The sequence below is a fragment of the Glutamicibacter sp. BW80 genome, from assembly GCF_002332385.1.
Taxonomy (GTDB): domain Bacteria; phylum Actinomycetota; class Actinomycetes; order Actinomycetales; family Micrococcaceae; genus Glutamicibacter.
The window spans coordinates 1-24,499 of record NZ_NRGV01000053.1; the positions used below are offsets into that span (position 1 = coordinate 1).

Below are 24,499 nucleotides of genomic sequence, written 5' to 3' on the forward strand. Positions count from 1 at the left end.
GTTGGCTCCTCGGTAGGAGTTGGGGTCGGCGTCGGAGTCGGAGTTGGCTCCGGCGCCGCAACGAGTACCGAACCAGTTGCATTGCCCGACTTGTTGAAGCCGTTCACTGCGGTCATGCGGAAGCTGAACTCGCCTTCTTCTGCAGGTGCGACGAAGGAGAAGGTTCCGTCTGCCTTGACATCAGCAAGCTTGTACAGCTTGCCGTCGACAACGATACGAACCTGGGTGCCGGCCGAAGGGCCTTCAACCTTACCGGTGATGGTTGCTCCTGGCTTGACCTCAGCGCCAGCTGCTGGCGAGCTCTGAGCCGGGGTGTTCACAGCGAACTTGACGGTGTAACCACCGGTGTAGTTCTTTGCCTTGACGTCAGCGAGCGAGGTGTAGAAAGCGAGATCGTCGGCATTGTCTTCGATGCCGTCTTCGCCGCCGGAGTTCGCAGAGTTGATGCCAACAGCCTTGTTTCCAACGAGCACTGCTCCACCGGAGTCGCCCTGGTCCAGAATCCCCTGGTTAGGGTTCTCGGCGGTGTAGCCCCAAACGGCACGAATGTCATCATCGTAGCCTCCGACGAAGAACATACCTTCGCCGAGAATGGTCGAGCAGCTCCAACCGGTGGTGCGACCCACCGAGCAAGCCTCGGAACCGACGGCAGCCTTCGAAACGCCGGTTACCTGGATGACCTTCGAACGCTCATCCTCGCCAGCTGGCCACTGCGTTACTTCATTGTGCAGCGTCAGTTCAGGGTTGATGTCGTCAATGACGGCGATATCGGTACCTGGTTCCGCGTCGTTCAGATCATCCTGCGTCAGGTCCGGGGTGATCGGCACGCCATAGTTGTCCGGTCCACCGAACTGGCTAAACCCAAAGGTACCGAGCGCAGCGCTGATGCCTTCTACTTCATTTGGTGCCGTGTGCTCAACGACGAAGGTGTTCTTGAATGCGCCATCTTCGGTGCAGTGCCCTGCAGTCAGGACTGCATCGGCTCCCTCTGGGTTCCAAGCGTTGAAGCCTATTGAGCAAAGGCCCTCGACATTGTCGCCGGTGCGCGCTGCGCCATAGCCCATGCCACCGTAGATGTCGGTCAGGGCGCCAGGCTTTACCTCGCTGCCCTCCACGAGCTTGACGTTGGTTGCTTCTTCGGCGAACTCTTCCAAGGTCAGCAATTCTTCTTCTGCTGCCTTGGTGGCGGTGGCCTTTGGCTTAGCTTTCTTCTCGATGCTGGCTGGGCCACTTGCAACGATTTCGAATGGCTTACCGGTACCGGTATTCATGATGGCGGTCAGTCGAGTCATTTCGGCTGGTGCAACATTGTCGCGAAGTTCGTCGTAGACGTCATTCACGTTGGAGATCTTGCCGACCTCAGCGTTGATCTTCAGGCTGACAGCCTTAGGAGCTGAGCTTGCGACAACAATTTCCTTGGCTTTCTTGGCATCCTTGGCGCCAACTTCAACCTCGGCCTTGCCGTCTTTGACGTTTGCCTTGGCCTTTACGCCTTCAGCTTCAAGTTTCTTGGTGACCTCGGCAACGGTGTCGTTTGCCTTTGCATCTTCAAGGTACTTCTCTGGCGACTTGTTCAAGTCGCGCTCGATTGCTTCGTCCAAGCCCTTGGTGTCAACTGCAACATCCGAGGCCGATGGCGTAACGCTCGGGCTCTGCGAAGGGGCCGGAGTGCTTTCAGCCTTATCGGCTGCGACTGCGGGAGCAATGAAGCTACCGCCAACCACCAGTGCGGTGGCCGCGGCAGCGACGATGCCGCGCTGCGCAGTCATGTTCTTTGGTTTTGGCATTAATGCTTCTCCCAGTTAAGTGGTGCGATCGCTTGAAGGTCGCGACCCGGTCTGGGCGCACTTCAGAGCAGTGTGTTGTTACCAAATTGAAACAATATCGGTTTTACAGAGGGAGTTTCAAGGAGCGAGTCCAACAAACGGAGATATTCACGCGAACATTTACCCCTGTCATTCCATCACCGAAGGATCTTGTCTCGAATCGATGCCGAACCAGGGAAATAGTTTAAGATTGCAGTTCGGTTACTTATCGCTAGTCAGCTAAGTGCGACCTGAGAATTCGCAATGAATTCTCAGCCACACCAGAAAATCTTGTATTTTCAAGCATTTATCATTTGGGGATATTCGCGCTGAGTGAAAAGTTTTTAAAGTTTTTCGCCAACTCAGGGATGTTGCGGGCTTATTACTCGATGCCGGTGCGCTGATCCAGCGGCCAAACAATCTGCGTGGCCTTGCCGACGACCCGGTCGATACTGATCATCCCGCCGCCACTGGATCCGAGCAGGGCTCTGGAATCTTCAGACCTTGACCGGTGATCGCCCATGACCCACAGCCGGCCCTCGGGGACGACCCCCGAGAAATCTTGTTCGCTGGCCGCATTTCCTGCATATATATAGGGCTCGTCTGTCGGCGCACCGTTGATGCTGAGTTTCCCATCCGAACCGCAGCAGTCTACCGAGTCACCGCCGACGGCAATCACGCGTTTAATATAGGTATTTTCGGTTCCACTGAGGCGCAGCGCGCCGAGCAGGTCATCGGCGAACGATGCGCGGGCATATGGAAGAAATGAGCCGCGGCCGTCGAAGACGATCACATCCCCGCGTTGTGGATCGGCGTCGGCATAGGCGCGACGGTCGACCATGACACTTTGCCCGGGATTAAGCGTGCTCTGCATCGAGATGGACTCGATGCGGTAGACATCCAGCACCAGTGCGCGGATGAATAGGGTGGTGATAAGTCCACAGATAACGGCGAGAACAACGAAGCGCCAGACCCAAAACCAGGTCCGGCGCTTCGTGATTGCTCGCTCAGGGCTAGCAATCTCGTTCATCAGAGAACAGAGATTACTTCTTGCCGCTGAAGTCGCGCTTCTCGCGGATACGTGCAGCCTTGCCGTGACGATCGCGCATGTAGTAAAGCTTTGCACGACGCACGTCGCCCTTGGTCACTACCTCAATCTTGTCGATGATTGGGGAGTGGACTGGGAAGGTACGCTCAACACCGGTACCGAAGGAAACCTTACGCACGGTGAAGGTCTCGCCCAGGCCGGAGCCGTGGCGACCAAGGACGTAGCCCTGGAAAACCTGAACACGCGAGTTCTTACCTTCGATGATGTTGACGTGAACCTTCAGGGTGTCACCCGGAGCGAAGGCTGGAACGTCGGAGCGCAGCGAAGCTGCATCTACTGAGTCAAGAATATGCATTGTGCATCCTCTAGGATCAATGCCACAGGTCACCGAATCCTCGTAGCGGAGCCCATCGACCGATAAGGCGATCTCTCCGAAACGTGTTACCACCGGCAGCCTGTCGCTGCCGATGCGGCGGTTTTCCCGTGTCCCTCATCCCCCTGTGGCAGGAGTAGGACAAAAACACACCAAGAAACAATTTTGCCATATTCTGCCTAGGGGCGCGAGCACGCGCACCCGGCTCGATGGTGATCTAGGACTCTTTAGCCCAGTCCAGCTCCGATTTTGCGATGATTTCACCGTCGACGACGGCGAATCCGGAGTGCCAGAGCGCGTCGCGGTCCTTGCGGTTCAGCTTGCTCGCATCGAGCAGTTGAATGAGATCCGGGCGGCGGGTGGCGGTGCGGCGAATCTGTTCGTCGCGGCGGAAGCGCGCCACTCGCGCGTGGTTGCCGCCGAGTAATACCTCCGGCACCTCGCGGCCGCGCCAAGCGGCAGGCTTGGTGTATACCGGGTATTCGAGCAGCACATCCGAGTGGGATTCTTCAACCAGGGATTCCGGGTTGCCGATCACTCCCGGGATGAGTCGGGCAATGGCCTCAACCATGACCATCACCGCTACTTCTCCCCCATTGAGCACGTAGTCCCCGATGCTGACGGGAATGACGGTGAAGTTCTCGTGCGCGTATTCGATGACGCGCTCGTCGATTCCTTCGTAGCGGCCGCAAGCGAAGACCAAGTGCTCTTCTTCTGCGAGGTCATAGGCCATCTGCTGGTCGAATACTGCTCCGGCCGGGGAAGGAACGATCAAGATTGGCTTGCGATCCGCCGGGGCCGAGGCACGCACGGTGTCCAGCGCCTGGCCCCAGGGCTCAGGCATCATCACCATGCCGGCGCCGCCGCCAAATGGCGTGTCGTCGACCTTGTGGTGGCGGTCGGTGGTGAAATCACGCAGGTTGGTGACGTTCAAGTTGAGGATGCCGCCCTCGCGGGCGCGGCCAATCAGCGATAGATCCAGCGGTGCTAGGTACTCCGGGAAGATGGAGACTACGTCGATGCGCATCATGCTTACTTTTCTTCCTCGGAATCGTCCTGGTTCAGCTGCAGCAGCCCGGATGGCGGGGTAATGGTCAGCGTGCCGGCTTCCAGATCAACGTCGGGGACAAATTCGTCCACGAACGGCAGGTAGATCTCCTCGCCATTGTTGTCCTCGAAGACCAAGAGGTCTTGTGCCGGGTTGGTGCGCAGCGCGGTGATCACACCGACCTGCGTGCCTTCGTGCATCACCTTCAGATCGAGTAGCTCATGCTCGTACCATTCGTCCGATTCGCTTTCTTCCTCGCCGGTGACCTCGATTTCGAGGCGGGCCTGGCGCAGGGTTTCTGCGGTGTTGCGGTCCTTGATTTCTTCGAAGGCGACCAAAAGAATGGTTTTGTTCCAGCGCGACTTGCTGACGGTCAAGGTTTTGACCGGACCGTCGATGACGTGGAGCACCTCTCCGGGTGCGAAACGCTCATCTGGGACGTCGGTGAGGACCTGAACGGTCACTTCGCCACGGATTCCGTGGGGCTTGCCGATACGTGCTACCTGCAATCGCATAATCTGGTGATCATTCTCCTTGGATTCACGGGACGGTGCCACGCGCTGTGGTGCCAAAAGCTGGCGGGTGAAACACGAGAAGGAGTTTCCGCCCTGTTGAGCGGAAACTCCTTCTGTGGTGAGATCAGCTTGCGCCTGACCTCAAAGTTGCTTGGCTAGCGGCTACGATCGGTGTCGATTACATCAACACGAATCGGCTCCTTAGCCAACGCTGCCATCACGGTACGCAGTGCCCGTGCGGTACGTCCCTGGCGACCGATCACACGACCGAGATCATCCGGGTGCACCCGCACTTCGAGCAGGTCGCCGCGGCGGTGGGACTTCAGGGCAACCCTGACGTCTTCCGGTTCCTCGACTACCCCGCGAACCAAATGGTCCAGCGCATCGGCGAGCATGATTACTCCGCCTCGGTGGCTTCAGCTTCTGCCGGCTCGGCAGCTGGCTTCTCAGCCTTCTTGGTGATGGCCTCCTTGAGGATCACCGAACCCTTATCAGGAGCAACGAATGCTGGCTTAGGCTCGGCAACCTGGTAGGTGCCTTCCTGGCCTTCGATGCCCTTGAACTTCTGCCAGTCACCGGTGATCTTCAGCAGTGCGTGTACCTGCTCGGTTGGCTGAGCGCCAACGGACAGCCAGTACTGTGCACGATCCGAATCGATCTCGATAACCGATGGGTTCTCGGTTGGGTGGTACTTGCCGATCTCCTCGATGGCACGGCCATCGCGCTTGGCGCGCGAGTCCATAACAACAACGCGGTAGAAAGGTGCGCGCATCTTACCGAAGCGCTTCAGACGAATCTTTACGGCCACTTTAGTGGTCTCCTGTTTCTCAACATGGGCGAGCCAAACGTTTCGCGCCTGTGGGGCAGGCCGTACTAGTTCAACTCTAAAAAAGGACAGGATCTATCACGGAGAGAGGGTCCACAATAAATCGAGTACCTTCCAATCATGCCAGAGACTCACAAGCGATACCAACTCAATCTTTGTGGGATGCGCTACTGAGCCGGTATCTCCCGGGCTCCGGGCAGGCTCGCGTCAGGCGACGGCGGAGAAGTAGTTATTGCGCCGCGGTATTTGCGCCGGGTCCAGATATTTGGGCAGCAGGATGTGCGGCAGGCCATCGACCATGACAATTCTCAGCAATCTTCGATGGATTGCCGTATGGTGCTGCCGGCAGAGCACCGCGCAGTTTTCCACGCAGGTCTTTCCGCCGCGTTCCCACCAGTTGCAATGATGGTATTCGAGCATTTCATGCGGGGCCGTGCATCCGGGCACGATGCACCCGCGGTCCCGGGCGAAGGCCGCTCGCTTGATCGGCTCCGGGAAGAGCCGTTGGGATCTGCCCACATCGAGCACCTGGCCCTTGCCGCCGAAGACGATCGGGATGATGTGGGCATCGCAGAGGAGCTGGCGAAGCTCGCCGGGCTCAAGTTCCACACCGTGTGCGGTCAGCCCCTTGGCCTGGGCCAGATCTTCGAGGTTCTGCGCCTGCATGTTCACCAGGATCTGCGGGGTAACGGTCTTGGCGCCCGGTGCCGAGTGGGTCAAGGCGGCGAGCAGCGCGTTCAGGCGGCGCTGGGCCACCGTGGCTTGATCCGCTTCGGCTGCATGATCCGCGGGCTCTGCTGGCGCCTCCGGGCCGGGAGCGAGATTTCCGTCGGTGTCCGGTGCGCAGGATTCTTGCTCATCCGGGATCTGCGCCCACGCGGGGGCGGGCCGGTCGCTGTCGAACAGCGACTCGGGGGCCGGCGCCGGTTGCTTGGCGGCGCGCGCCGCCTTGCCGCTTCGCGTGCGCGGGTTGTCCGCCTGTCCGACAAATGAGCGGAATTGCTCGGCTTGGGCTCCCTTGACGCGCACCAGGTAGGTATCCACCCCGTTGCGGGTGCCGCGGCTGAAGAACCCGCATTCGGGCTCGGCGGCCGGTTCGTGGGATTTGCGGTAGCCGGCCAGCAGGTCCGAGAATTTCTTGTCCCCGGTGGCCAGGTCTTCTTCGGTGAGCAGCTTGACCGCGTGCGCCTGCATCGGCCGGCCGTCGTGGTGCGTTGCCACCGGGTCCAGTGGTGCGCCCTGGAAGCTGGTATCTGCCGGTTCCAGCTGCTCCAGGCTGCGGGCGGTTTTCGCGACACGTCGTGGGTCGAGGCTTTCATGCGCCGAATGCAGCGTTGCGAGTTCTGCGAAGCGCGGCGAGAGTGCGCTGCCGTCCATATTGCGCCGGGCCACCAGCAGGTGGGCGTCGCGCACCCGCCGGTCCGCCTCGTGGAATTCCAGCCCGAGCCAGCCGGCGGTGAACTCGGCGGCATTCCGGTAGAGGGTGCGACCGGATTCCTGGCGTGCCGGGCGGGAATAATCTGCCCGCTGGTCACGCACCGCGCTCAGCTCTTCTTCGGCGAGCAGATGCGCGCCGGTTCCCTCGCAGTGGGCCGCCGAGCGAAGTTGCTCGCGCACGGCGTAGCGGAAGATGTTTTCGATGCACAGCGCGTGGGCGGCGGCCACCCGCGGGTCCGTTGAGTCGCGCAGCCGCGCCGAAAGCTTCTGCAGTACCTCCAGGCACAGCTCCATGACCTCAAGGAGCACGGCGATGGCGCCTTGCGGGATGCTCCCGGTCACGAATTCACGCAGTCCGGTCAGTCCGGCCGCTAGCTGGGAAATACTCATGCAGCCATCATCACGCCGTTTCCGGGCGTGCGCGGCCGGCACCGACGGGCTGTGGAGAACTTCGGCCGGGCTAGTGCCCGCCGCCGAGCTTTCCGCCCAGGCGTTCGCGCATCTTCAGGCTGGCGGCATTCAGACCCTCGATCTGAACGGTTTTGCCGTAGTTCTCGTACTTCTCCGTAATGGCATCCAGCGAGGCGATGGTGGAGGCGTCCCACAGGTGCGAGTTGTACATGTCGATGACCACGCGGTCCGGATCCTCGGCGTAGTCGAACTGGGTGTAGAGATCGTTGGAGGAGGCGAAGAAGAGCTCGCCGTTGACCTCGTACTTGGCGATCTGCACCCCGAAGTGCTCCTCCAGGCGGCGTTCGACGGTGACCAGGTGGGCCACCCGGTTGGCGAAGAGCACCATCGCGGTGAGCACCCCGACCCCCACGCCGATGGCCAGGTTGTGCGTGGCGACGGTGACCACGACGGTGGCCAGCATGACGGTGGTTTCGCTCTTGGGCATCATGCGCAGGGTGGCGGGCTTGATGCTGTGCCAGTCGAAGGTGGCCACGGATACAAAGATCATCACCGCGACCAGCGCGGCCATCGGGATCAGCGCCACGATATCGCCCAGGACGACGACCAGGATCAGCAGGAACACCCCGGCCAGGAAGGTGGAGATGCGGGTGCGCGCCCCGGAGGCCTTCACGTTGATCATGGTCTGCCCGATCATCGCGCAGCCGCCCATGCCGCCGAAGAAGCCGGTGATGATATTCGCCGCGCCCTGCCCCCAGGATTCACGGGTCTTATTCGAGCGGGTGTCGGTGACATCGTCCACCAGCTTGGCGGTCATCAAGGACTCCAGCAGACCCACGAAGGCCATGGCCAGCGCGTAGGGGAAGAGCACCTGCAGGGTTTCGAAGTTCAGCGGCACATCCGGGAAGAACAGCGCCGGCAGGGATTCTGGCAGCTGGCCCTTGTCCCCCACGGTGGGAACGGCCAGCGAGGCGAGCACGGTGATCAGCGTCAGCACCACGATGGCCACCAGCGGGGCCGGCACGGCGGTGGTCAGCCTGGGCAGCCCGAAGACGATGAGCAGCCCCAGAGCCACCAGCGGGTACACCAGCCAGGGCACGCCGAGCAGCTCGGGGACCTGGGAGAGGAAGATCAGGATGCCCAGGGCGTTGACGAAGCCGACCATCACCTGGCGCGGGATGAAGCGCATCAGCTTGGCCACGCCGAGCAGCGCGAGCAGCACCTGGAAGATGCCGGCCAGGATGACCGCGGCGATGAAGTAGTCGATGCCGTGGCTGGCCACCAGCGGCGCGATGACCAGCGCGATGGCGCCGGTGGCCGCGGAGATCATCGCCGGGCGCCCGCCGAGGAAGGCGATGGACACCGCCATGGTGAAGGAGGCGAAGAGCCCGAGGCGCGGGTCCACCCCGGCGATGATGGAAAAGGCGATGGCCTCGGGGATCAGGGCCAGGGCGACGACCAGCCCGGCGAGCAGCTCGGTTTTCAGCAGCCGCGGGGATTTGAGCGTGCGCAGCACCGATTGGCGCTCTTCCGGCGTGGGAACCGGGTGTTCTGCCGTGGTTTTCGTGGCCATTGATGGCTCCGTTCAAAGGATGGGGCGAGCGCGGGGGCGCCGCGTTGCATAGAATCAGTGGGGTGTGCGCGCCATTGCGCCGGGCTAAACCTGGCCGGGGGTGGGAATGGCCCCGGCGGCGCAGCAACCGATTTAAAACCTACCTTAACGTAAGGGTAGAGTTTAAATCCGAGGGACAAAGGAGAACCACATGGACAAGCCAACCGGGACCGAGGCCGCGTCGAGAATGCACATCGGGGACATCGCCGAGGCCACGGGCCTCTCCCAGCGCACCATCCGCCACTATGACGAGGTGGGCCTGCTGCCGGCGACCACACGCAGCGAGGGCGGCTTCCGGATCTACACCGCCGCCGATCTGGCGCGCATGCTGGTCATCCGCTCGATGAAGCCGCTGGGCTTCACCCTGGAGGAGATGGGCTCGCTGCTGGACACCGTGGATACCCTGGCCGGCGATCCGCAGAATGCGCCCGCCCGCGCCCTGCTCGCGGACTACCTGCAGCGGGCCACCGAGAAGCGCAATAAGCTCGCGCTGAACCTCGAACGCGCCGACTCCTTCCTCGAGGACCTGCGCGCCCGCTAGTCTGCACCACCTGCACGCCAAGGATGAAGCAGCTGGCAGTGCCCTGCGAATCGGCCGGGATCCGGCCCGCCGGCCGGCTTGACCGCCTAGAGTCATCAGCGTGATTGAACTTACCGCGCTCAGCAGCTACGAGGATGAGCTGGGGAACCGGATCGAGTCCCCCACCGTCTTCGAGAAGAACATAACGATCAAGATCCGCGGGAAAAACAACCGCGTGCTGGTCGACCCGGAGGCCAAGATCGGCCGGCTGGACCTGGTGTTCGACTGCGACAACGGGACGCTGCTCATCGGCCCCAGCAAGAAGAAGGGCTGGCAGCTGAACATCCGCATCGGGCAGGATGCCACGGTGCAGATCGGACGCGACCTGACCACCACCGCCAAGGCCTTGGTCAGCGCGGTGGAGGGGGTGTCGGTGCGCTTCGGCGATGATGTGATGATCGCCAGCGGAAACCAGTTCCGCGCCGATGACGGGCACCCGATCTTCGACGTGAAAACCGGCAAGCGGATCAACCCGGCCAAGGACATCACGGTCGGCAACCATGACTGGATCGGCGCGCAGGCCGCCCTGCTGGCCGGCGCCAGCATCGGGGACGGCTCGGTGATCGGCTACCGCAGCCTGGTCACCGGCAAGATTCCGAACAATGTCATTGCCGCGGGCACCCCGGCGCGGGTGCTGCGCAAGAATATCGCCTGGGAGCGCCCGCACCTCTCCTTCCACACCCCGCCCTATAAGCCCGATGCCTCCACGGTCACCAAGAGCCAGGCGTACTGGAACGACACCGTCGAAGCGCAGGAACACGCGGCGATCGCGATGCCGCAGGTGCAAAGCCAGCTGCCGAAAAACCTCATCCGGCGCGCCGCGGCGAAAATTGGCAGGATCACCGGCGCCTAGCCCCTTGCGCTATTCGACGGTCCAGCCCTGGGCCTCGGAGCTTTCGCCCGCCGAGAGCCCTCCCAGCTTTTCCATAAGCTCCACGTACTCCGCGACGCTGCCCAGATCCTTGTATACGCCTTCGATGGGCATCTTCCGGTAGCTGTCAACGAGATGCGCCGCGTGATTGTCGAGAGTGGATTCGGCGTAGGAGATCGCCAACTGGTTGCTGCTCTGCGGCAGTCCGGTTTCCGGGTCCATGCTGGGCAGAGGGCTCATGGTGATCTCCTTTCGGCTACCTTCAGCATACGAGCTTTGGCTTATTTCAACCATTGCCGCGGGGAGAAAATTTCCTCGGCTTGCGCACGGCCCGCTCGGCCAACCAGAACCCCAGCGCGAGGGCGCCAAATGCGTAGGCAATCAGCCAGAGCAGGGTCCACATCCGCGGCGACCACTGGACGGATAGGGCTCCGGCCATGGTCAGCATCGACAGGGCCAGGAGAATATTGATCAGGCGGAGCCGGTATAGGGCCCTGGCCACAACCCCCGGCTCGGGCGCCCGTGCCATCCAGGACATGAAAAGCGCCGGCGCAACGAGTATCACCGAGGAGGAAATTGAGCCCGACCAATTCCGGCTCAGGTAGTAATCGGTCGGACCCAGCCAAATCGCGAAGCTGGCGAGGATGAATACCCAGGCTAGGAGCAAGGCCCACCGGGTGAACGCGCTGATGCCCGTCGGAGCGGGCCGGATTCGGAATTCCACTCCGGCTTTGGCGAAACGCGGAATGAAAATCAGGTTCTGGATATGAGATATCGGACCCAGGGTGGTTGCAGTGGCAATGCTTCTGACCACGCGTCCGTTCACGCTGCCGTGCTCGAGGCTGGTTTCGAAAATCGCAAGCTCTGGCGGGACCAGTACCTCATGATGCAGGCTTCGCGAAAACCCGGGATCGGACACGTCGAAACTGTAGACGTCGTTGTCTTGGAGAATCCTTGGCGGCGGAACCGGGTTCATGGGCAGATCGTACCCATAGCTGAGAATGGTTCGCTGCCCCAAGGCGCCCTCGGGGACTTCCACGAGCACAACCCATGAGTTCGCGAGCAAATGGATGAAGTCGTTGATGAACCGGATCGTGGGATTGGCCGCCTGCAACTGCGGATAGGCCTCAAGCAATGCGGTCGGTGGAACCGGAGCAATGGCTTCGGAATTATTGACAAATTTTAGCTGCGCCCGGCGTTCGGCAGCATTGGACGTGAATTCGATTCCCGCCTGCTCAACGACGCTGACCAGCATGTCCGCCACCAGTCGGGTTGACCGTTCCTGATTAATCACGGCCAGCGGAGCTCCCGAACTGTCCCTGACCCAGAATCCGGTTAACACCTTCTTATCGAGGATCGCGATGGGAATGACCACCCGGGAACTGCTGCCTGCTATTCGTGCCGAAGCCGGCGGGGTCAAATCCAGGGAATTCTTCAGCAGTACCCGGCCAGGTGTTGTGTGGTCACTGGTCTGGATTCTGCGGTGCACCCACTTGGGCGAGGCGATAACCATGCTCCGAAGCCTGTCACCCTCATTCGAGGCCATCGCCGGTCACCCCTCTCCGCATCCGATGACTGGAGATTACCACCGCGCAACGAATCTGGATATGCGCAAGGCGAAAACGGCCGGGGCAATACGCGCGGCCGGTACTCCGCCGATCCGGCGGCGCAATAGCTAGCCGACCGCCACGCGCAGCTGGTTGTTCCAGGGATCCATGAAGCGCAGCTCGGCTCCGGTGTGGTGGTTTTCCACCTTTGCGAAGCTCAAGCGTTCGGCGAGCTTGCCGACCTCCTCCTCGGTCGGGACGTTGATCAGCACCTCTCCCAATCCGAGGGTGTCCTTGCGCGGTCCGGCGCCGCGCGAATTCCACACGTTCATCGCCATGTGGTGGTGGTAGCCGCCGGCGGAGACGAAGAGGGCCTGGTTGCCCAGGGAAGTGGTCTCATCGAAGCCCAGGGTATTGACGTAGAACGCCCGGGCGGTGGCCACGTCTCCGACCTGCAGGTGCACGTGGCCGATTTCCGCCTCCGCGGTGCGCTGCGCGGCGATGGCCTGCTCGCTTAGGTGCGAGTTGAGGAAAGCGTTCGGGTCCAGGTGCACGGTGTCCATGGCAACCTGCCCATCGGACCACGACCACGCCTCGCGCGGGCGGTCCCAGTAGAGCTCGATGCCATTGCCTTCCGGATCGGTGAAGTAGAAGGCCTCGGAGACCAGGTGGTCCGAGCTGCCCACGAAGCGGCTCTGGTCGAATTGCGCGGCGGAGAGCACGGTGGCGGCGAGATCCGCCTGGGTTTCGAAGAGCAGCGCGGTGTGGAAGAGGCCGGCCTCGCCGGCGGCCGGCAGCTGGAGCTCCGGCGCGCTCTGCAGGTTCACCAGGGTCTGCGCGCCGCGGCCGAGGCGCGTGCCCTGAGCGGATTCGCCCAGCACCTGAAGCCCGAGGGCCCGCTGGTAGTAGCCGCTCATGGCCTTCATGTCCCCCACCTTGAGCTGGACGGCATTCATCTGGAGGTCTGCGGAGAGCTTGTCTGCTGGGAGGATCGTCATGGTGAGAGGCCTTTCTGGGTACCGGTCGACTGTTCTTGATTCCTACTCTACTCCAATTTAGTTGAAGCTTCAAGTGTTCTGCTGATCACCAGCAGGCACCCCCTAGTATCCGGCGAGCACCAGTGCCTCGCGATGCGCAAATCAAGCAAAGGCAGCGCGCGGGTGCTTTGAAATGCTTTGACTTCCAAGTAGGTTGGCACGTAACGCAGGTCACCTTTTGAAGCCACACGGAAGTTGGAGGACATCTATGAACGTCAGCGAGGAATTCCGCGCCGCCCGCAACCAGCTCTTGGAGCTCCGCAAGGATTACTCGAAGGCCAGGGAATCCTTCAGCTGGCCCGAGTTCACCCACTTCAATTTCGGCACCGACTGGTTCGACCACCTCGCCGCGGATCCGCAGCGAGGCGAGGAGCCGGCGCTGATCATCACCGAACTCGACGGCAGCTCGACCCGGCGCAGCTGGCGGCAGCTCTCGGATCGCTCCACCCAGCTCGCGCGCTGGCTCAGCGACCAGGGCGTGCAGCGCTCGGACTCGATCGCCGTGATGCTCGGCAACCAGGTTGAGCTGTGGGAAACGATGCTGGCCGGCATCAAGCTCGGAGCGGTGCTCGTCCCCTGCACCACCCAGCTGACCCCGGCAGACCTCGAAGACCGGATCGAACGCGGCCACGTGTCCTGGATGATCACCAATGAATCGGAAATGCACAAGTTCGAGACGGCCCGCGGAGACTACCGGCTGATCCAGATCGGCGGCGCACCGGCCGGCGGGATCCTCAGCTACGAGGACTCGCTCACCGCCAAGGCCGAGTTCGAATTGAGCGAGCCGACCCGAGCCGATGAGACCCTGCTGCGCTACTTCACCTCGGGAACGACCTCCAAGGCAAAACTCGTCGAGCACACCCACACCTCCTACCCGGTGGGACATCTGAGCACGATGTTCTGGATCGGACTGGAGCCAGGCGACGTGCACCTGAATGTGGCCTCCCCGGGCTGGGCAAAACACGCCTGGTCAAACCTGTTCACCCCGTGGATCGCCGAGGCCACGGTCTTCATCTACAACTATGAACGATTCGACGCCGCGGCGCTGATGGGCCAGATGGCCAAGGAGCAGGTCACCAGCTTCTGCGCGCCGCCCACCGTGTGGCGGCTGCTGATCCAGGCGGACCTGTCGCTGCTTCACACTCCCCCGACCAAGCTGGTCTCCGCCGGGGAACCGCTGAACGCCGAGGTCATCGATCAGGTGCAGCGCGCCTGGGGGCAGGTGATCCGCGACGGCTTCGGGCAAACCGAGACCACCGTGCAGATCGCCAACCCGCCCGGAGAGCGCATCACCATCGGCGCGATGGGCCGCCCGATGCCCGGCTACGAGGTGGTGCTCCGCGATCCGGCCACCGGCGCGGAAGGCGATATCGGCGAGATCTGCCTGGTGACCGCGCCGCGGCCCCTGGGGCTGATGAAGGGCTACTTCGAGGACGCGGCGAAGACCGCCGAGGTGTTCCGGGACGGGGTTTACCACACCGGAGACATCGCCGAACGCGATGAACACGGGGTGCTCACCTATGTGGGCCGCGCCGATGACGTGTTCAAGTCCAGTGACTACAAGCTCAGCCCCTTCGAGCTGGAATCGGTGCTGATCGAGCACCCCGGCGTCGGCGAGGCGGCGGTGGTTCCGGCGCCCGATGACCTGCGCTTGACGGTGCCCAAGGCGTATATCGTCCCGGCGGCGGGCTATGAGCCCTCCCCCGAACTGGCGGAAAGCATTCTGTGCTTCTGCCGCGAGCATCTGGCGGCCTACAAGCGCATCCGGAGGATTGAATTCGCCGACCTGCCCAAGACGATCTCGGGCAAGATCCGCCGGGTCGAGCTGCGCCGGGCCGAGGAGGACCGGCACCGCACCGGCGTGGTCGCGGGCACCGAATTCCGTGATTCGGACTTCCCCGCGCTGCGTCCGCGCGCCTAGCTCAGGCGCTGCGCACCCGCGTCTGGCGGATCACCAGATAGATCAGGTACGGCGCGCCGATCACGGCGGTGGCCACGCCCGCGGGAAGCACCACGGAGAACAGCCGCGCCGCCGCCAAATCCGCAAGCAGCACGAAGATCGCGCCCACCAGCGCGCTATGCGCAACCGGCGGCACGGTGCTGCGCGCAATCAAGCGCGAGGCGTGCCCGCTGGCCAGCGCGACGAAGGCCAGCGGCCCGGCAATCACCGTCGCGGCCACCGCCAGCGCTGTGGCCAGGCCCAGCATGATGATGCGGTCCCGGCCCAGGTCCATGCCCAGCGCGCGGGAGGTATCCGAGTCCAGGGCGAGCACTTCGCGCTGGTTGCGCAGCGCCGCGGCCAGCGCGACGCCTATGGCGATGACCAGCGGGGCGATGGCCAGATCCGCCCAGGAAACGCCGTTGACGGTGCCCGCCATCCAGGTCAATGCCTGCTGCGCGTTGTACACATCGCCCAGGGTCAGCATCCACGAGGTCAACGCGGCGCAGAGCCCGCTCATGCCCAGTCCCACGAGCACCAGCCGGTTGCTCTCCAGCGAGCTGTGCCAGACCAGCGAGAAGACCAGCGCCGAGACGAGCAGGCCGCCCAGCGTGGCGGCGATCGGCAGCCCGTAGGCGTGCAGGAACATCGGCAGCCCTTGCACCTGGCTGGTGAGCGCCAGCAGCGCGACGGCGCCGAGCGCCGCGCCGTTGGTCACCCCGAGGATATCCGGGCTGGCCAGCGGGTTGCGCGCCACGGTTTGGGTCAGCGCGCCGGCCACGCCGAAGCCGACGCCGGCGAATAAGGCCGCGAGGCTGCGCGGCAGCCGGAATTCCCTAATGGCCAGCTCGGTGCGCGGATCCGGGGATATGCCGAGCAGGCTGCTGACCACGTCGGGCAGCGGAATCGGGGTGCCGCCGATGGAAAGATGCAGGCAGAGCACCGCCAGCGCGGCCAGGAACAGCAGCAGCGCCGTCGGCGCGGTGCGCCGGGCGCTCATACCGTGACCGGCTTGCGTCGCCGGGCCACATAAATGAAGAAGGGCGCGCCGAGCATGGCCACCACCACGCCGACCGGAAGTTCGCCGGGACGCGCCAGCATGCGCCCGAGCACGTCGGCCAACACCAGCAGCAACGCTCCGCTGACCGCGGAGCCCGGGATTACCCAGCGGTAGTCCGCGCCGAAGATCCGCCGCGCCACATGCGGCACCAGCAGGCCGAGGAAGGCGATGGGGCCGGCGAGGGTGACGGCCAGACCGGAGAGCATCACGATCGCCGCCAACCCGATGCCGCGCGCCCGGGGCGCGGTGATGCCCAGGGCCCGGGCCGAGTCCTCGCCGAGGGTCAGGGCGTTGAGTCCGCGCGCATTGGCCAGGGCGAGTCCGGTCCCGGCCAGCAGCAGCGGCCAGAGCGCCAGGAACGAGTCATAGCCTTGGACCACGGAACCGACCTGCCAGAAGCGCAGCGTCTCCAACGCCGCCTCGCTGAGCAGCACGATGGCGGAGACCACTCCGGCGCACAGCGCGGTCACCGCCGCTCCGACGAGCACCAGGGTGATCGGCGAGGCGCCGCGTCCGTCCACCCGGCCGATGCCGAAAACTATCAGGGACGCCGCCAGTGCGCCGCCCAAGGCCAGCAGCGCTTGCGGCCAGGGCTGCAGCGGTCCGGAGAACACGGCCACCGAGACGATGGCCAGCGCGGCTCCCTGGTTGATGCCCAGCAGGCCCGGTTCGGCAATCGGGTTGCGGGTATGGCCCTGGATCAGGGTTCCGGCCATGCCCAGCGCGGCCCCGGCGGCCAGCGCGGTGACGGTACGCGGCCAGCGGATCTCCCGGATGGCGATGTCGCTGACCCGCTCATCGGGGCTGAAGAGGGCATGGCGCAGTTCGGCGATGCTCGAGGTGCTGCTGCCGATCCAGAGGCTCAGCAGCACCGCGGCGATCACACCGAGGGAAAGGGCGAGCAGGCTGGCGGCCCGTGCTGTGCTACGTGAAATGACTCGTTACCCTTCGTGCGACGCGGGATGTTGCCCAAGTGGGCCAGAACCATGCTACTGTACATTTCGCAGATTGAGTTTACCCTTACCTAAGCTCGCGTCTAAGAATTAGACTATGCGCCAATAAGTAAATCATCTTCACGGAAAGCACTCGCATGCATACTTCGCGCTTGATCGGCCTCACTGCTGCCTTGGCCGCCGCAACCCTCACCCTCGCATCCTGCGGCGGCACCGCCACCTCCGAGACTCCCGCCAAGGAAAATGCATCCGCAGATTCCGGCTTCCCGGTCACCATCGAGCACTTCCGCGGTCAGACCGAGCTGGCCGAACGCCCGCTGCGCGTGGCGGCGCTGGATCCGTCCTATGTGGACGCCACGCTGCTGCTTGGCGCCGAACTCGTGGCGTACACCGAGTACCGCAAGTCCGGCAATCCCTTCCCCGAATACCTCGGAGATGTCACCGAGCTGACCGACGACGCGGTGAACGTGGGCACCACCACCGAGCCGGATCTCGAAAAGCTGTTGGCCGCAGACCCGGACATCATCATCTCCGCCGACGTGCGCCAGGGCGGCATGTATGACCAGCTGAACAAGATCGCCCCGACCATCTTCTCCGAGTCCACCGGACCGACCTGGAAGGAGAACGTCGTGCTGCTGGGCGAGACGCTGGGCAAGAAGAGCGAGGCGGAGCAGGCAGTGGCCGACTACGAAACCCGCGCGGCTGCCGTGGGCAAGGAAATCCTCGCCCAGCAGGCCGATACCACCTATTCGCTGGTGCGCTTTGCTGGCGAAGACACCGCCCGGCTCTACGCCACGGATTCCTTCATCGGTGAAATCATGGCGGATATGGGCATTCCCCGCCCCAAGGACGCTCCGGACACCACCGAGTCCATCTTCGTACCGCTGTCTTCCGAGGAGATCCTGAAGGCCGACGCCGAGGTCATCTTCCAGTCCACCTGGGCACCGGAAGGCGCCGAGGGCGACGCCTCGCGGGATCAGGAAAAGAAGTTCACCTCCAACCCGCTGTGGAAGAAGCTGACCGGGGAGGTGCTGCCGGTGGACGACTCGATCTTCCTCTCCTCGGTCTCGCTCCAGGGCGCCAATGAGGTCATCACCCAGGTGGCCGAGCACTTCGACGTGGATCCGCAGCTCCCCTAAGCTGGATTGCCCGCCAATAACCGGCGGCAGAACGCCATCGAGCCCCTGCCCGGCGATCATTCGCTGCGGTACAGGGGCTCGATTGGTGTTTAGTGCTTAGTGCTTAGTGCACAGCGCTCATGGCTGGCTCTTAATTATTTGGCTGACTTCCGCACCGGCTCGGTGGCCGTGTCAGCATGCTTCAAGCGCTTTTCGGCGCGCTTTTCCTTAATGGACTTACCGGGTTTTTTCGCATCGCTCTTGCGTGGTGACTTGTTCGACATAATGTGCCGTCCTTGCCGGAAATGCTGGGCATTTCCAAAAATGGGGAGGGTACCCCGTTAGCCCTAGCCTAGGATAAGCGGCAGTTATTCTCTAGCTTTCGTCCGCCAGCGAAATGCGAATGTACGGTGTTGCAGCTGGATACCGGAAAAGCAGTCCGTAGAAAAATTCCCATCCGGGATTCGGGCTCGGACCTGCATTGGCGGATTCAACACAAGACGCTTGCGAGTTCTTACCCCAGGGATCCAGAATCCTTCGAGACCATCGGGAAGATCCCCCTAAGCGATAGCCGGTGGATCGCTTTCTATCAGATAACCGGATAAGCGATAGAAGGTACGCCACGTGGTCGCGCGCAACATGTCAACTCCCGTTTCTGCCGGTCTTCTGGCGGACATCGGCGCCTACCACCGCTGCCTCGATGCGTACCGCGATGGCAATCCCGAGCCGATCATCACGCTCTGCTCGGAAGCCTCATTCCGGGCAATCAGGAACGGCACACAACTTGCCGAGGACGTCACATCGATTGCAGACTTCTGGAAAGCCGACCCGTGATAAATGCCGCGGTTCTGGAAGCAGAGCTGGGACTCGACTACCTCAGGTCCAAACGGGGCAGATTCTGGCTCGCTCCCGAGATGCTCAATGCCCTGGAAGCCTTCGCAGAACGGGCAGACCGCCGGCAGCAGTCGGGTTCCGTCTAGAGCGCCTGCGCGCTCAAAAGGACTGCATGAGCTGCGGCCGGATGCTATCAACCAGCTGTTCCTCAACCGAGCAACCGAGTTCATTTTCTATCCCGCGGGCGCCCACGCTGGCGATCGCGAAGTTCACCACTTCGCGATTCGAGCCGCAAAACGAGGCAAAAGAAAGTTTGCCCTCATCCATATGGGCAATTTCTGAAATGGCAACAACTGTGAGCACGAGGCTTTGCCATCAAGCCGCGCCGAGGAGTTCATCGCCTCGATCAGGTTTGAAAGAGATGAAGCTGTCCGTCAGTCTTTAAAGCTTGTCGATACGATCACATTCAGCGGACGTACCTGGGTTGAGCGGCAGTAGAAGTTCGCCGCGATCTACTTTCGGTTTGAAAGTTCTGCCGTGAATAACAGTCGGCACCAACCTCGGCGAAGTGAAGCTGCCCCATGCTTCCTTGGATGGGTTGATGCAGGCTCGGTTTTGGGATGAATGGGTTTGAGAGAATCAGTTGGCTATCGCATAGCTGCAGGACTGCCCAATGGGACCCAACCAGGACCCCTCAACAATCGAGAGGCCCGTCTCCTGACAGATCCACTGGTTCAACCTACGTAGCCGTTCGCGAAGGACTTAGCGGCTTCAGCCACGTCCTTGTACCGCTCTTCGCGAATGGCTTTCGGAGGCAACTCGTAATCGAGCTGCTCGTTAACCGGGGTCGGCCATGCGGCAGCGATCTCCTGCGATTGGTTCTGGGCAATGCATGAAGCTTGATCCAGGAGGAAGCGAAGCCGGGCAGCGGACGCCGCGGTGGGCTTCAGCGCCCCACTGCTCCACTTGCGTACCTGGCCTGGGTCTTTGACTCCTGCGCCGGAAGCGATCAGCACCATGGGCAGGAAGCCAGTGAGTGCTTCAACGACCTCTGATTCTGCAGCCCGGACCGAGTGGCCACGCGCTGAAGTTGGCATGATAGTCATTGGGAGCCTCCCTCACCTAGGTTCGTCTCTCCGTCATACGCCGTTTTCCTCCCGTATGACACTCCTATGACTGGAATATTCCTGCATAGTCACTGCTAGGAGTCCTTCTGCGCTTCAACCGCGCGCGCGTCGGCCAGCTCTGGAGGCAAAGTTGTCCAACGCCTCAATGACCTTCGGTGCGACCCATACCCGGTGTCCGTTGATATGTCCCGAAAGCTTCAGGGCTCCCAATTGTTCCAGGCGATCGATATTGCGGTATGCGGCGCTGGAGGACTGCCCTGCAGTGTCACTGAGCATCTGGGCGGTGATGGCCGGCTCGCGCACGATCAGCTCGATTGCCCACTTCAGCCCTTCACCTGGGGTGCGTCCGAACCCGGTGTAGATCTCTTGGCGAATGATGCGGATGTCCTCTGCCAGTTGCCGCCCATTGGCGGTGGCCCGGAAGGTGGATTCGGCGAACATCTCCACAATCGGTTCAATCTGCCCCTCGCGGAAAGCTCCCAACGCATCGAAGTACGCCTTGGTGTCGGTCAGCAGGCCAGAAGAGACGGGAATGGTGACCTTCTCGGTAACCCCCTTGTTCCTCAGCATGGACCCAACCAATGCGCGTCCGGTGCGTCCGTTGCCATCCGGAAAAGGATGGATGGTCTCAAATTGAGCGTGGGCGATCGCCGCTTGGGTCAGCGCCGGGATGTCATCGCGCTGCATGAAGCTGATCAGGTCCTCCATGTCCTGCGGAACTCGTTCATGGCTAGGAGGCACGAACATGGCTGCGTGCGGGGAGTTGCCGCCGATCCACACCGCTTCGGTGCGGTAGCGACCCGCCATTTCCGGTTCAGAGCTAGCCATCAAGGCGCGGTGCATGGCCAGGATGTTGGTTTCATCCAGGTTGTCGGCCAAGTCGACTGCGGCCACCATCGCGGAGATGTTCGAGGCCACCAGAGCTGCGTTGCTGCTGGAGCGGTCTCCTAATTGGGCCAAGGCGATGCGTTTAGCCCCGACGGTCAGGTTCTCGATTTGGGAGCTGGCTGCGGATTCGCTTCGCAGGAGCAGGGCTGCGAATGGTGCGGCGTCGTCACCCAAGTCGCGGTCGAAGCGGACCGTTTCGATGGTCGCTTCCTCCACCAGCGCTGCGGCCTGTCCGGAGATTGCCGGGTTGGCGTTAGCGATGTTGGGGACGATGGCAGCTTGGTAGGGACCTCGTGCTCTCAGTCGCTGTCGTCGCGACTGGGCCGGATCGTGCTGTGCTTCCCATTGCTTTTCCTCATAGGCAATGGATGGCCATTCGGCTGCCGGTAGGCTGACTCCTGGTTCGGAACGGTGACGCTGAGCGAACTGCGCTCCAGAGCTGATACCTCGTGGGACACGTGGTTGATCCAAGGAGTCTCCCCTTTCTCGGGTGGGAATGCCTAGGTTCTATATTCCCACATTGTCAGATATATGGGAATACGAGCGGTAGCGACTACCACTTAGCTACTGCCGCCGAGGAGTACCTAAGTCCCACCCGACGATATCGAGGGCGCGCAGCGGTGTGATGGAGACCGCGGGGTCGGCCATGGCTACGATTTCTTGCCACACGGACATTTGTTGCACCACATCCCTTTGCAGTTCCGGCAGCCAGGCGATGGCGAAGTCACGATGAGTCCGCGACCCGATCGGTGGCACCGGTGCCGCGCCGATCAGGCTGTAGCAACGGCGAATGTTCTCGTCGAAGAGCGGGATGAGCTCAGGACGTTTGCGATGCAAGACCTTCAGCAACTTCGTCTTGCCTACCTGCGTCGTTGGCTTAGCACCCAGGATCCCAAAGAAGTCAGTGATGGTCTCCAGAGTTTCTAGCGAAGCTTCGGCAAACGGCTCGTCTTTTGGGAGTCGTGCTAAGACTTCATTCATATCCGGTATGCGGGACTGCAACCCGTAATAAATCGGGATCGGTTTCTGACCGGCGGTCAAAAGGCAAATAGCCAGCAAGTCAGCATCACCTACCTGATCGCTGTCAGTGCCGGGATAAGCATCATAGGCCGGATAAGCATACCGCCCAATGCCCCTCAAATAGTCTGCAGCGTACTCGAGCACTTCATCTCGCGGCTTTTCGGCTCCGCCAACCTTCACCATTTCGCTCATCCGAGAATCTTGGCATGCTTGCGCGTATCGCCGAGCTTTGATGAGCCGCTCCCCATCGAATCCAGAGAACCCAGATTTGTATAGGTCCACTTGCAGATCTACGAAGTCTTCGCTGCTCCTTCGCCTGGCAGTCCATCACGCACGCTCAATGGGTCTCCGATGCGTTCCGCTCAGGGCCGGTGCCGAGGTGAAAATGTTAAAGTCTAATGGAACAGTCCTAAGGCCCAGTGGACATGACGAAGCGGATCACCCGAAGATAGCTCGCCTCGCGAATCGCCATGCATCAGGAGTTGGTGATGTAATTCGAATGCGCCACCCCTGACAGGGCCCGGTTGATGAACGGGCTCAGCGACCTGCTCATGGTCCTGAAGAAGCCAGGCCCCGTCATGCTTGAGTACAGGAAGCGGCCGACCGGTAGAGCATCAATAAGTCCAGGTTCAGGCTGTCCTTTCGCATCAGCCGCTTCGCTCTGGGACGATGGCTCCGCTCTCGTCTGCAGCGCCCGGATTCGCCGATCCCTATTTCCGGTGCCGCGGCTAGACGCAGGTCCGTGGTTGCCGACGACCGAATTGATCTGCATACCAGACCCACCAGCAATCAACGGAAGAGGGACCCCCGGCTGCCCGCACGCCGATTCGGACCATGGGTTGACCGGCCGCGGCCGCTGGGCTCGTTGCAGTGGTGGTCGCCTCCGAAGGAGTACTTCTCCAGAGCCGGTGTGAGCGCCAAATTCGGATCCCACTGACTGCGAATCTTGCCTTCCAGTACTCATAGCTTCGCCGCCCTTCTACGGGTGGCTAAATCAAGCTGGGATGCGACGCCGAGCTAGTCGCTTCAGGAAGACTTGGCTTGCTGCAGCACCGGTTCCAACGCTTCCTTGACTCCCCTGGCCAGGTAATACACACCGTCCGAGTACCAGAAGAACATGAGGCCCCGGCGCAGCGGCTGAGGCACTCGGGACAGCCTTGGCGAAGTCTTCATGGCACGGTTTGCGATGGCTCCGGCGGCCAGGACGGCCACGCTGGAGAAAATCAACGCCCGGGGGCTCCACCCGGTGCGGGAGAGCAAACCCATCAGGCCGGTGGCCTCGCGTTCGAACTCTTCGAAGGTGACGCGGATCGAGTCCAGTACCCCGTGGACATGGATTTCTCTTGCGTCTTCGGGAACCGGTGCGCCCGAGACGAAGTCGATGCTCCGCGGGTCATAGCCATGAAGTGTCAGGAATCTTTTGAGATTGTTCGCCGAGCGAGGCGCGCGCAGAATCGATTTTGCTTCTTCCCGCGCGGGGCCGGCTGCCAGCAGCTGATCCGCGATCTCATAGTCGTCCGTGTAGACCCCGTCGTTCCACTCGTCCATTGCACTCAACAGCAACTGCGCATCGCTGCCGGTACTGGCCTGAAGAATCCTCATGCGTTCCAGATCGATCTGGTAGGACACGTGGTCGGGGAAGAGCTGCGGCCGCAGCGGGCCCTTGGAGTGGATCGATGCGGTGAGCACACTGCCGCTGCGCGTCAGCGTCAGGTACGGCCGGCTGGACCGCGAGACGTTGGGCTCTTCCAATGGATTACTGGGCAGGACCGTCAGCCCGGCGAGATTTCTGAATACCGTGAAGGTCTTGCCTTCGACGCTCGGGGAAAGTGTCAGATCCGAGACCTTCAGGGTAGCGCCCTGGAATAACTGCGCGTCCGGAGCGTACTGGCCAAGCTGTTCTTCTCCCGGGGCCGGGCCGTCCAATTCCTCGCCGTTGATCAAGACATACCGCGCACCGCTTGCCGCTTTGAGATTGTGGGCTAGCTCCGTCAGCCGCGGGCCTTGGATGAGTACATCTTCCGGGCCGAGCTGGCACAGCACCGGGTCCCTGGCATCGTTCAATGTCGCCAGTTCGGCGAGCACCTCCGTGGCATGCTCCCGGGATCTCGCACCGTCGATAAAACCGACTAGCCGATGTTCGGCGAGGACGGCGTGGACATCAGCGGCCGCTTCAGGCTTTGAACCGGCGAAGATAAATTCAAGGTTGATAAAGCTGAACTCATTATCGTCCACGATCTAGGACCCCTTTTTCACGCTTTGATCAATCGATTTCTCACTAGTTTAGGCATGGGCAGGAATCACGCGAAATCCTGTCTAATTCGGGCATGGCGTCGGGGTGAAGCAGTTTCGGCCCGCGCTGCCTGCTTGAGAAAATCTTGGAAAGCAGCAAGCCTCCGCCGGACGGTGGCTAACCGAGAGGCAGAGGCTTGGCTAGCCCGGGTATTTCA

The 24,499-nt window shown here is 62.0% G+C and carries 25 protein-coding genes; 5 read left to right on the top strand and 20 right to left on the bottom strand.

What is annotated here, in order from left to right; genetic code table 11:
- The 9 genes from CIK76_RS14875 to CIK76_RS14915 all read right to left on the bottom strand — a co-directional run.
- The coding region (locus CIK76_RS14875; protein ID WP_096287842.1) for a S1 family peptidase at window positions 1-1,787 on the bottom strand (1,787 nt) is incomplete at its 3' end.
- Window positions 1,788-2,187: 400 nt separating this feature from the next.
- Complete coding sequence (gene lepB, locus CIK76_RS14880) at window positions 2,188-2,835, bottom strand: signal peptidase I (RefSeq protein ID WP_096287844.1); 648 nt, start codon at window positions 2,833-2,835, stop codon at window positions 2,188-2,190.
- Window positions 2,836-2,848: 13 nt separating this feature from the next.
- Complete coding sequence (gene rplS / locus CIK76_RS14885; protein WP_096287846.1) at window positions 2,849-3,208, bottom strand: 50S ribosomal protein L19; 360 nt, start codon at window positions 3,206-3,208, stop codon at window positions 2,849-2,851.
- 235 nt (window positions 3,209-3,443) lie between these two features.
- Window positions 3,444-4,253: a tRNA (guanosine(37)-N1)-methyltransferase TrmD gene (gene trmD / locus CIK76_RS14890; protein ID WP_096287886.1), complete on the bottom strand. Its 810-nt coding sequence runs from the start codon at window positions 4,251-4,253 to the stop codon at window positions 3,444-3,446.
- Between the two features lie 5 nt (window positions 4,254-4,258).
- The gene (gene rimM, locus CIK76_RS14895) at window positions 4,259-4,789 is read right to left on the bottom strand and encodes a ribosome maturation factor RimM (RefSeq protein ID WP_096287848.1); all 531 of its coding nucleotides are present in this window, start codon (window positions 4,787-4,789) and stop codon (window positions 4,259-4,261) included.
- A 155-nt stretch (window positions 4,790-4,944) separates the two neighbouring features.
- Entirely contained in the window at window positions 4,945-5,184 is a 240-nt protein-coding gene (locus tag CIK76_RS14900) for an RNA-binding protein (RefSeq protein WP_096287850.1), read from the bottom strand.
- 2 nt (window positions 5,185-5,186) lie between these two features.
- Window positions 5,187-5,597, bottom strand: coding sequence for a 30S ribosomal protein S16 (gene rpsP / locus CIK76_RS14905; RefSeq protein WP_096287852.1), 411 nt, complete (start codon window positions 5,595-5,597; stop codon window positions 5,187-5,189).
- A 225-nt stretch (window positions 5,598-5,822) separates the two neighbouring features.
- Window positions 5,823-7,442: an HNH endonuclease signature motif containing protein gene (locus CIK76_RS14910; protein WP_096287854.1), complete on the bottom strand. Its 1,620-nt coding sequence runs from the start codon at window positions 7,440-7,442 to the stop codon at window positions 5,823-5,825.
- 70 nt (window positions 7,443-7,512) lie between these two features.
- Entirely contained in the window at window positions 7,513-9,036 is a 1,524-nt protein-coding gene (locus tag CIK76_RS14915; protein ID WP_096287856.1) for a SulP family inorganic anion transporter, read from the bottom strand.
- 226 nt (window positions 9,037-9,262) lie between these two features.
- Here CIK76_RS14915 and CIK76_RS14920 point away from each other — a divergent pair, with 226 nt between their 5' ends.
- Together CIK76_RS14920 and CIK76_RS14925 are read left to right on the top strand one after the other, a co-directional pair.
- Window positions 9,263-9,616: a MerR family transcriptional regulator gene (locus tag CIK76_RS14920; RefSeq protein WP_255248495.1), complete on the top strand. Its 354-nt coding sequence runs from the start codon at window positions 9,263-9,265 to the stop codon at window positions 9,614-9,616.
- A gap of 100 nt (window positions 9,617-9,716) precedes the next feature.
- Entirely contained in the window at window positions 9,717-10,508 is a 792-nt protein-coding gene (locus CIK76_RS14925; RefSeq protein ID WP_176484241.1) for an acyltransferase, read from the top strand.
- A 9-nt stretch (window positions 10,509-10,517) separates the two neighbouring features.
- Here CIK76_RS14925 and CIK76_RS14930 read toward each other — a convergent pair whose 3' ends face one another.
- The 3 genes from CIK76_RS14930 to CIK76_RS14945 form a co-directional block, all read right to left on the bottom strand.
- On the bottom strand, window positions 10,518-10,766 hold the full coding sequence (locus CIK76_RS14930) for a hypothetical protein (protein ID WP_096287860.1): 249 nt from the start codon (window positions 10,764-10,766) through the stop codon (window positions 10,518-10,520).
- Between the two features lie 46 nt (window positions 10,767-10,812).
- Window positions 10,813-12,072 carry a hypothetical protein gene (locus CIK76_RS14935; protein WP_141393574.1) on the bottom strand — a complete coding sequence of 420 codons (1,260 nt, stop codon included), beginning with the start codon at window positions 12,070-12,072 and terminating at the stop codon, window positions 10,813-10,815.
- A 129-nt stretch (window positions 12,073-12,201) separates the two neighbouring features.
- Window positions 12,202-13,071: a VOC family protein gene (locus CIK76_RS14945; protein ID WP_096287866.1), complete on the bottom strand. Its 870-nt coding sequence runs from the start codon at window positions 13,069-13,071 to the stop codon at window positions 12,202-12,204.
- 247 nt (window positions 13,072-13,318) lie between these two features.
- Here CIK76_RS14945 and CIK76_RS14950 point away from each other — a divergent pair, with 247 nt between their 5' ends.
- The gene (locus CIK76_RS14950) at window positions 13,319-15,031 is read left to right on the top strand and encodes an AMP-binding protein (protein ID WP_096287868.1); all 1,713 of its coding nucleotides are present in this window, start codon (window positions 13,319-13,321) and stop codon (window positions 15,029-15,031) included.
- A gap of 1 nt (window position 15,032) precedes the next feature.
- Here CIK76_RS14950 and CIK76_RS14955 read toward each other — a convergent pair whose 3' ends face one another.
- The gene (locus CIK76_RS14955) at window positions 15,033-15,992 is read right to left on the bottom strand and encodes an iron ABC transporter permease (protein ID WP_255248496.1); all 960 of its coding nucleotides are present in this window, start codon (window positions 15,990-15,992) and stop codon (window positions 15,033-15,035) included.
- A 53-nt stretch (window positions 15,993-16,045) separates the two neighbouring features.
- Entirely contained in the window at window positions 16,046-16,993 is a 948-nt protein-coding gene (locus CIK76_RS14960) for an iron ABC transporter permease (protein WP_255248497.1), read from the bottom strand.
- Between the two features lie 206 nt (window positions 16,994-17,199).
- Here CIK76_RS14960 and CIK76_RS14965 point away from each other — a divergent pair, with 206 nt between their 5' ends.
- On the top strand, window positions 17,200-18,201 hold the full coding sequence (locus CIK76_RS14965) for an iron-siderophore ABC transporter substrate-binding protein (RefSeq protein WP_096287874.1): 1,002 nt from the start codon (window positions 17,200-17,202) through the stop codon (window positions 18,199-18,201).
- A gap of 134 nt (window positions 18,202-18,335) precedes the next feature.
- Here the strand turns inward: CIK76_RS14965 and CIK76_RS19890 are convergent, their stop codons facing one another.
- Window positions 18,336-18,464 (bottom strand): hypothetical protein, encoded by a 129-nt coding sequence (locus CIK76_RS19890; RefSeq protein WP_255248498.1) that lies wholly within the window; start codon window positions 18,462-18,464, stop codon window positions 18,336-18,338.
- A 340-nt stretch (window positions 18,465-18,804) separates the two neighbouring features.
- Here CIK76_RS19890 and CIK76_RS14970 point away from each other — a divergent pair, with 340 nt between their 5' ends.
- Entirely contained in the window at window positions 18,805-19,014 is a 210-nt protein-coding gene (locus CIK76_RS14970) for a hypothetical protein (protein WP_096287876.1), read from the top strand.
- A gap of 159 nt (window positions 19,015-19,173) precedes the next feature.
- Here the strand turns inward: CIK76_RS14970 and CIK76_RS19130 are convergent, their stop codons facing one another.
- The 5 genes from CIK76_RS19130 to CIK76_RS14990 form a co-directional block, all read right to left on the bottom strand.
- Entirely contained in the window at window positions 19,174-19,377 is a 204-nt protein-coding gene (locus CIK76_RS19130) for a hypothetical protein (protein ID WP_105554615.1), read from the bottom strand.
- Window positions 19,378-19,748: 371 nt separating this feature from the next.
- On the bottom strand, window positions 19,749-20,120 hold the full coding sequence (locus CIK76_RS14975; protein ID WP_096287878.1) for a hypothetical protein: 372 nt from the start codon (window positions 20,118-20,120) through the stop codon (window positions 19,749-19,751).
- 114 nt (window positions 20,121-20,234) lie between these two features.
- Complete coding sequence (locus tag CIK76_RS14980; RefSeq protein WP_096287880.1) at window positions 20,235-21,500, bottom strand: Fic family protein; 1,266 nt, start codon at window positions 21,498-21,500, stop codon at window positions 20,235-20,237.
- A gap of 93 nt (window positions 21,501-21,593) precedes the next feature.
- A complete protein-coding gene (locus CIK76_RS14985; protein ID WP_141393575.1) occupies window positions 21,594-22,241 on the bottom strand; it encodes a DUF6308 family protein in 648 nt (215 codons plus the stop codon).
- A gap of 834 nt (window positions 22,242-23,075) precedes the next feature.
- Window positions 23,076-24,284, bottom strand: coding sequence for a hypothetical protein (locus CIK76_RS14990; protein ID WP_096287884.1), 1,209 nt, complete (start codon window positions 24,282-24,284; stop codon window positions 23,076-23,078).
- Window positions 24,285-24,499: the final 215 nt, after the last annotated feature.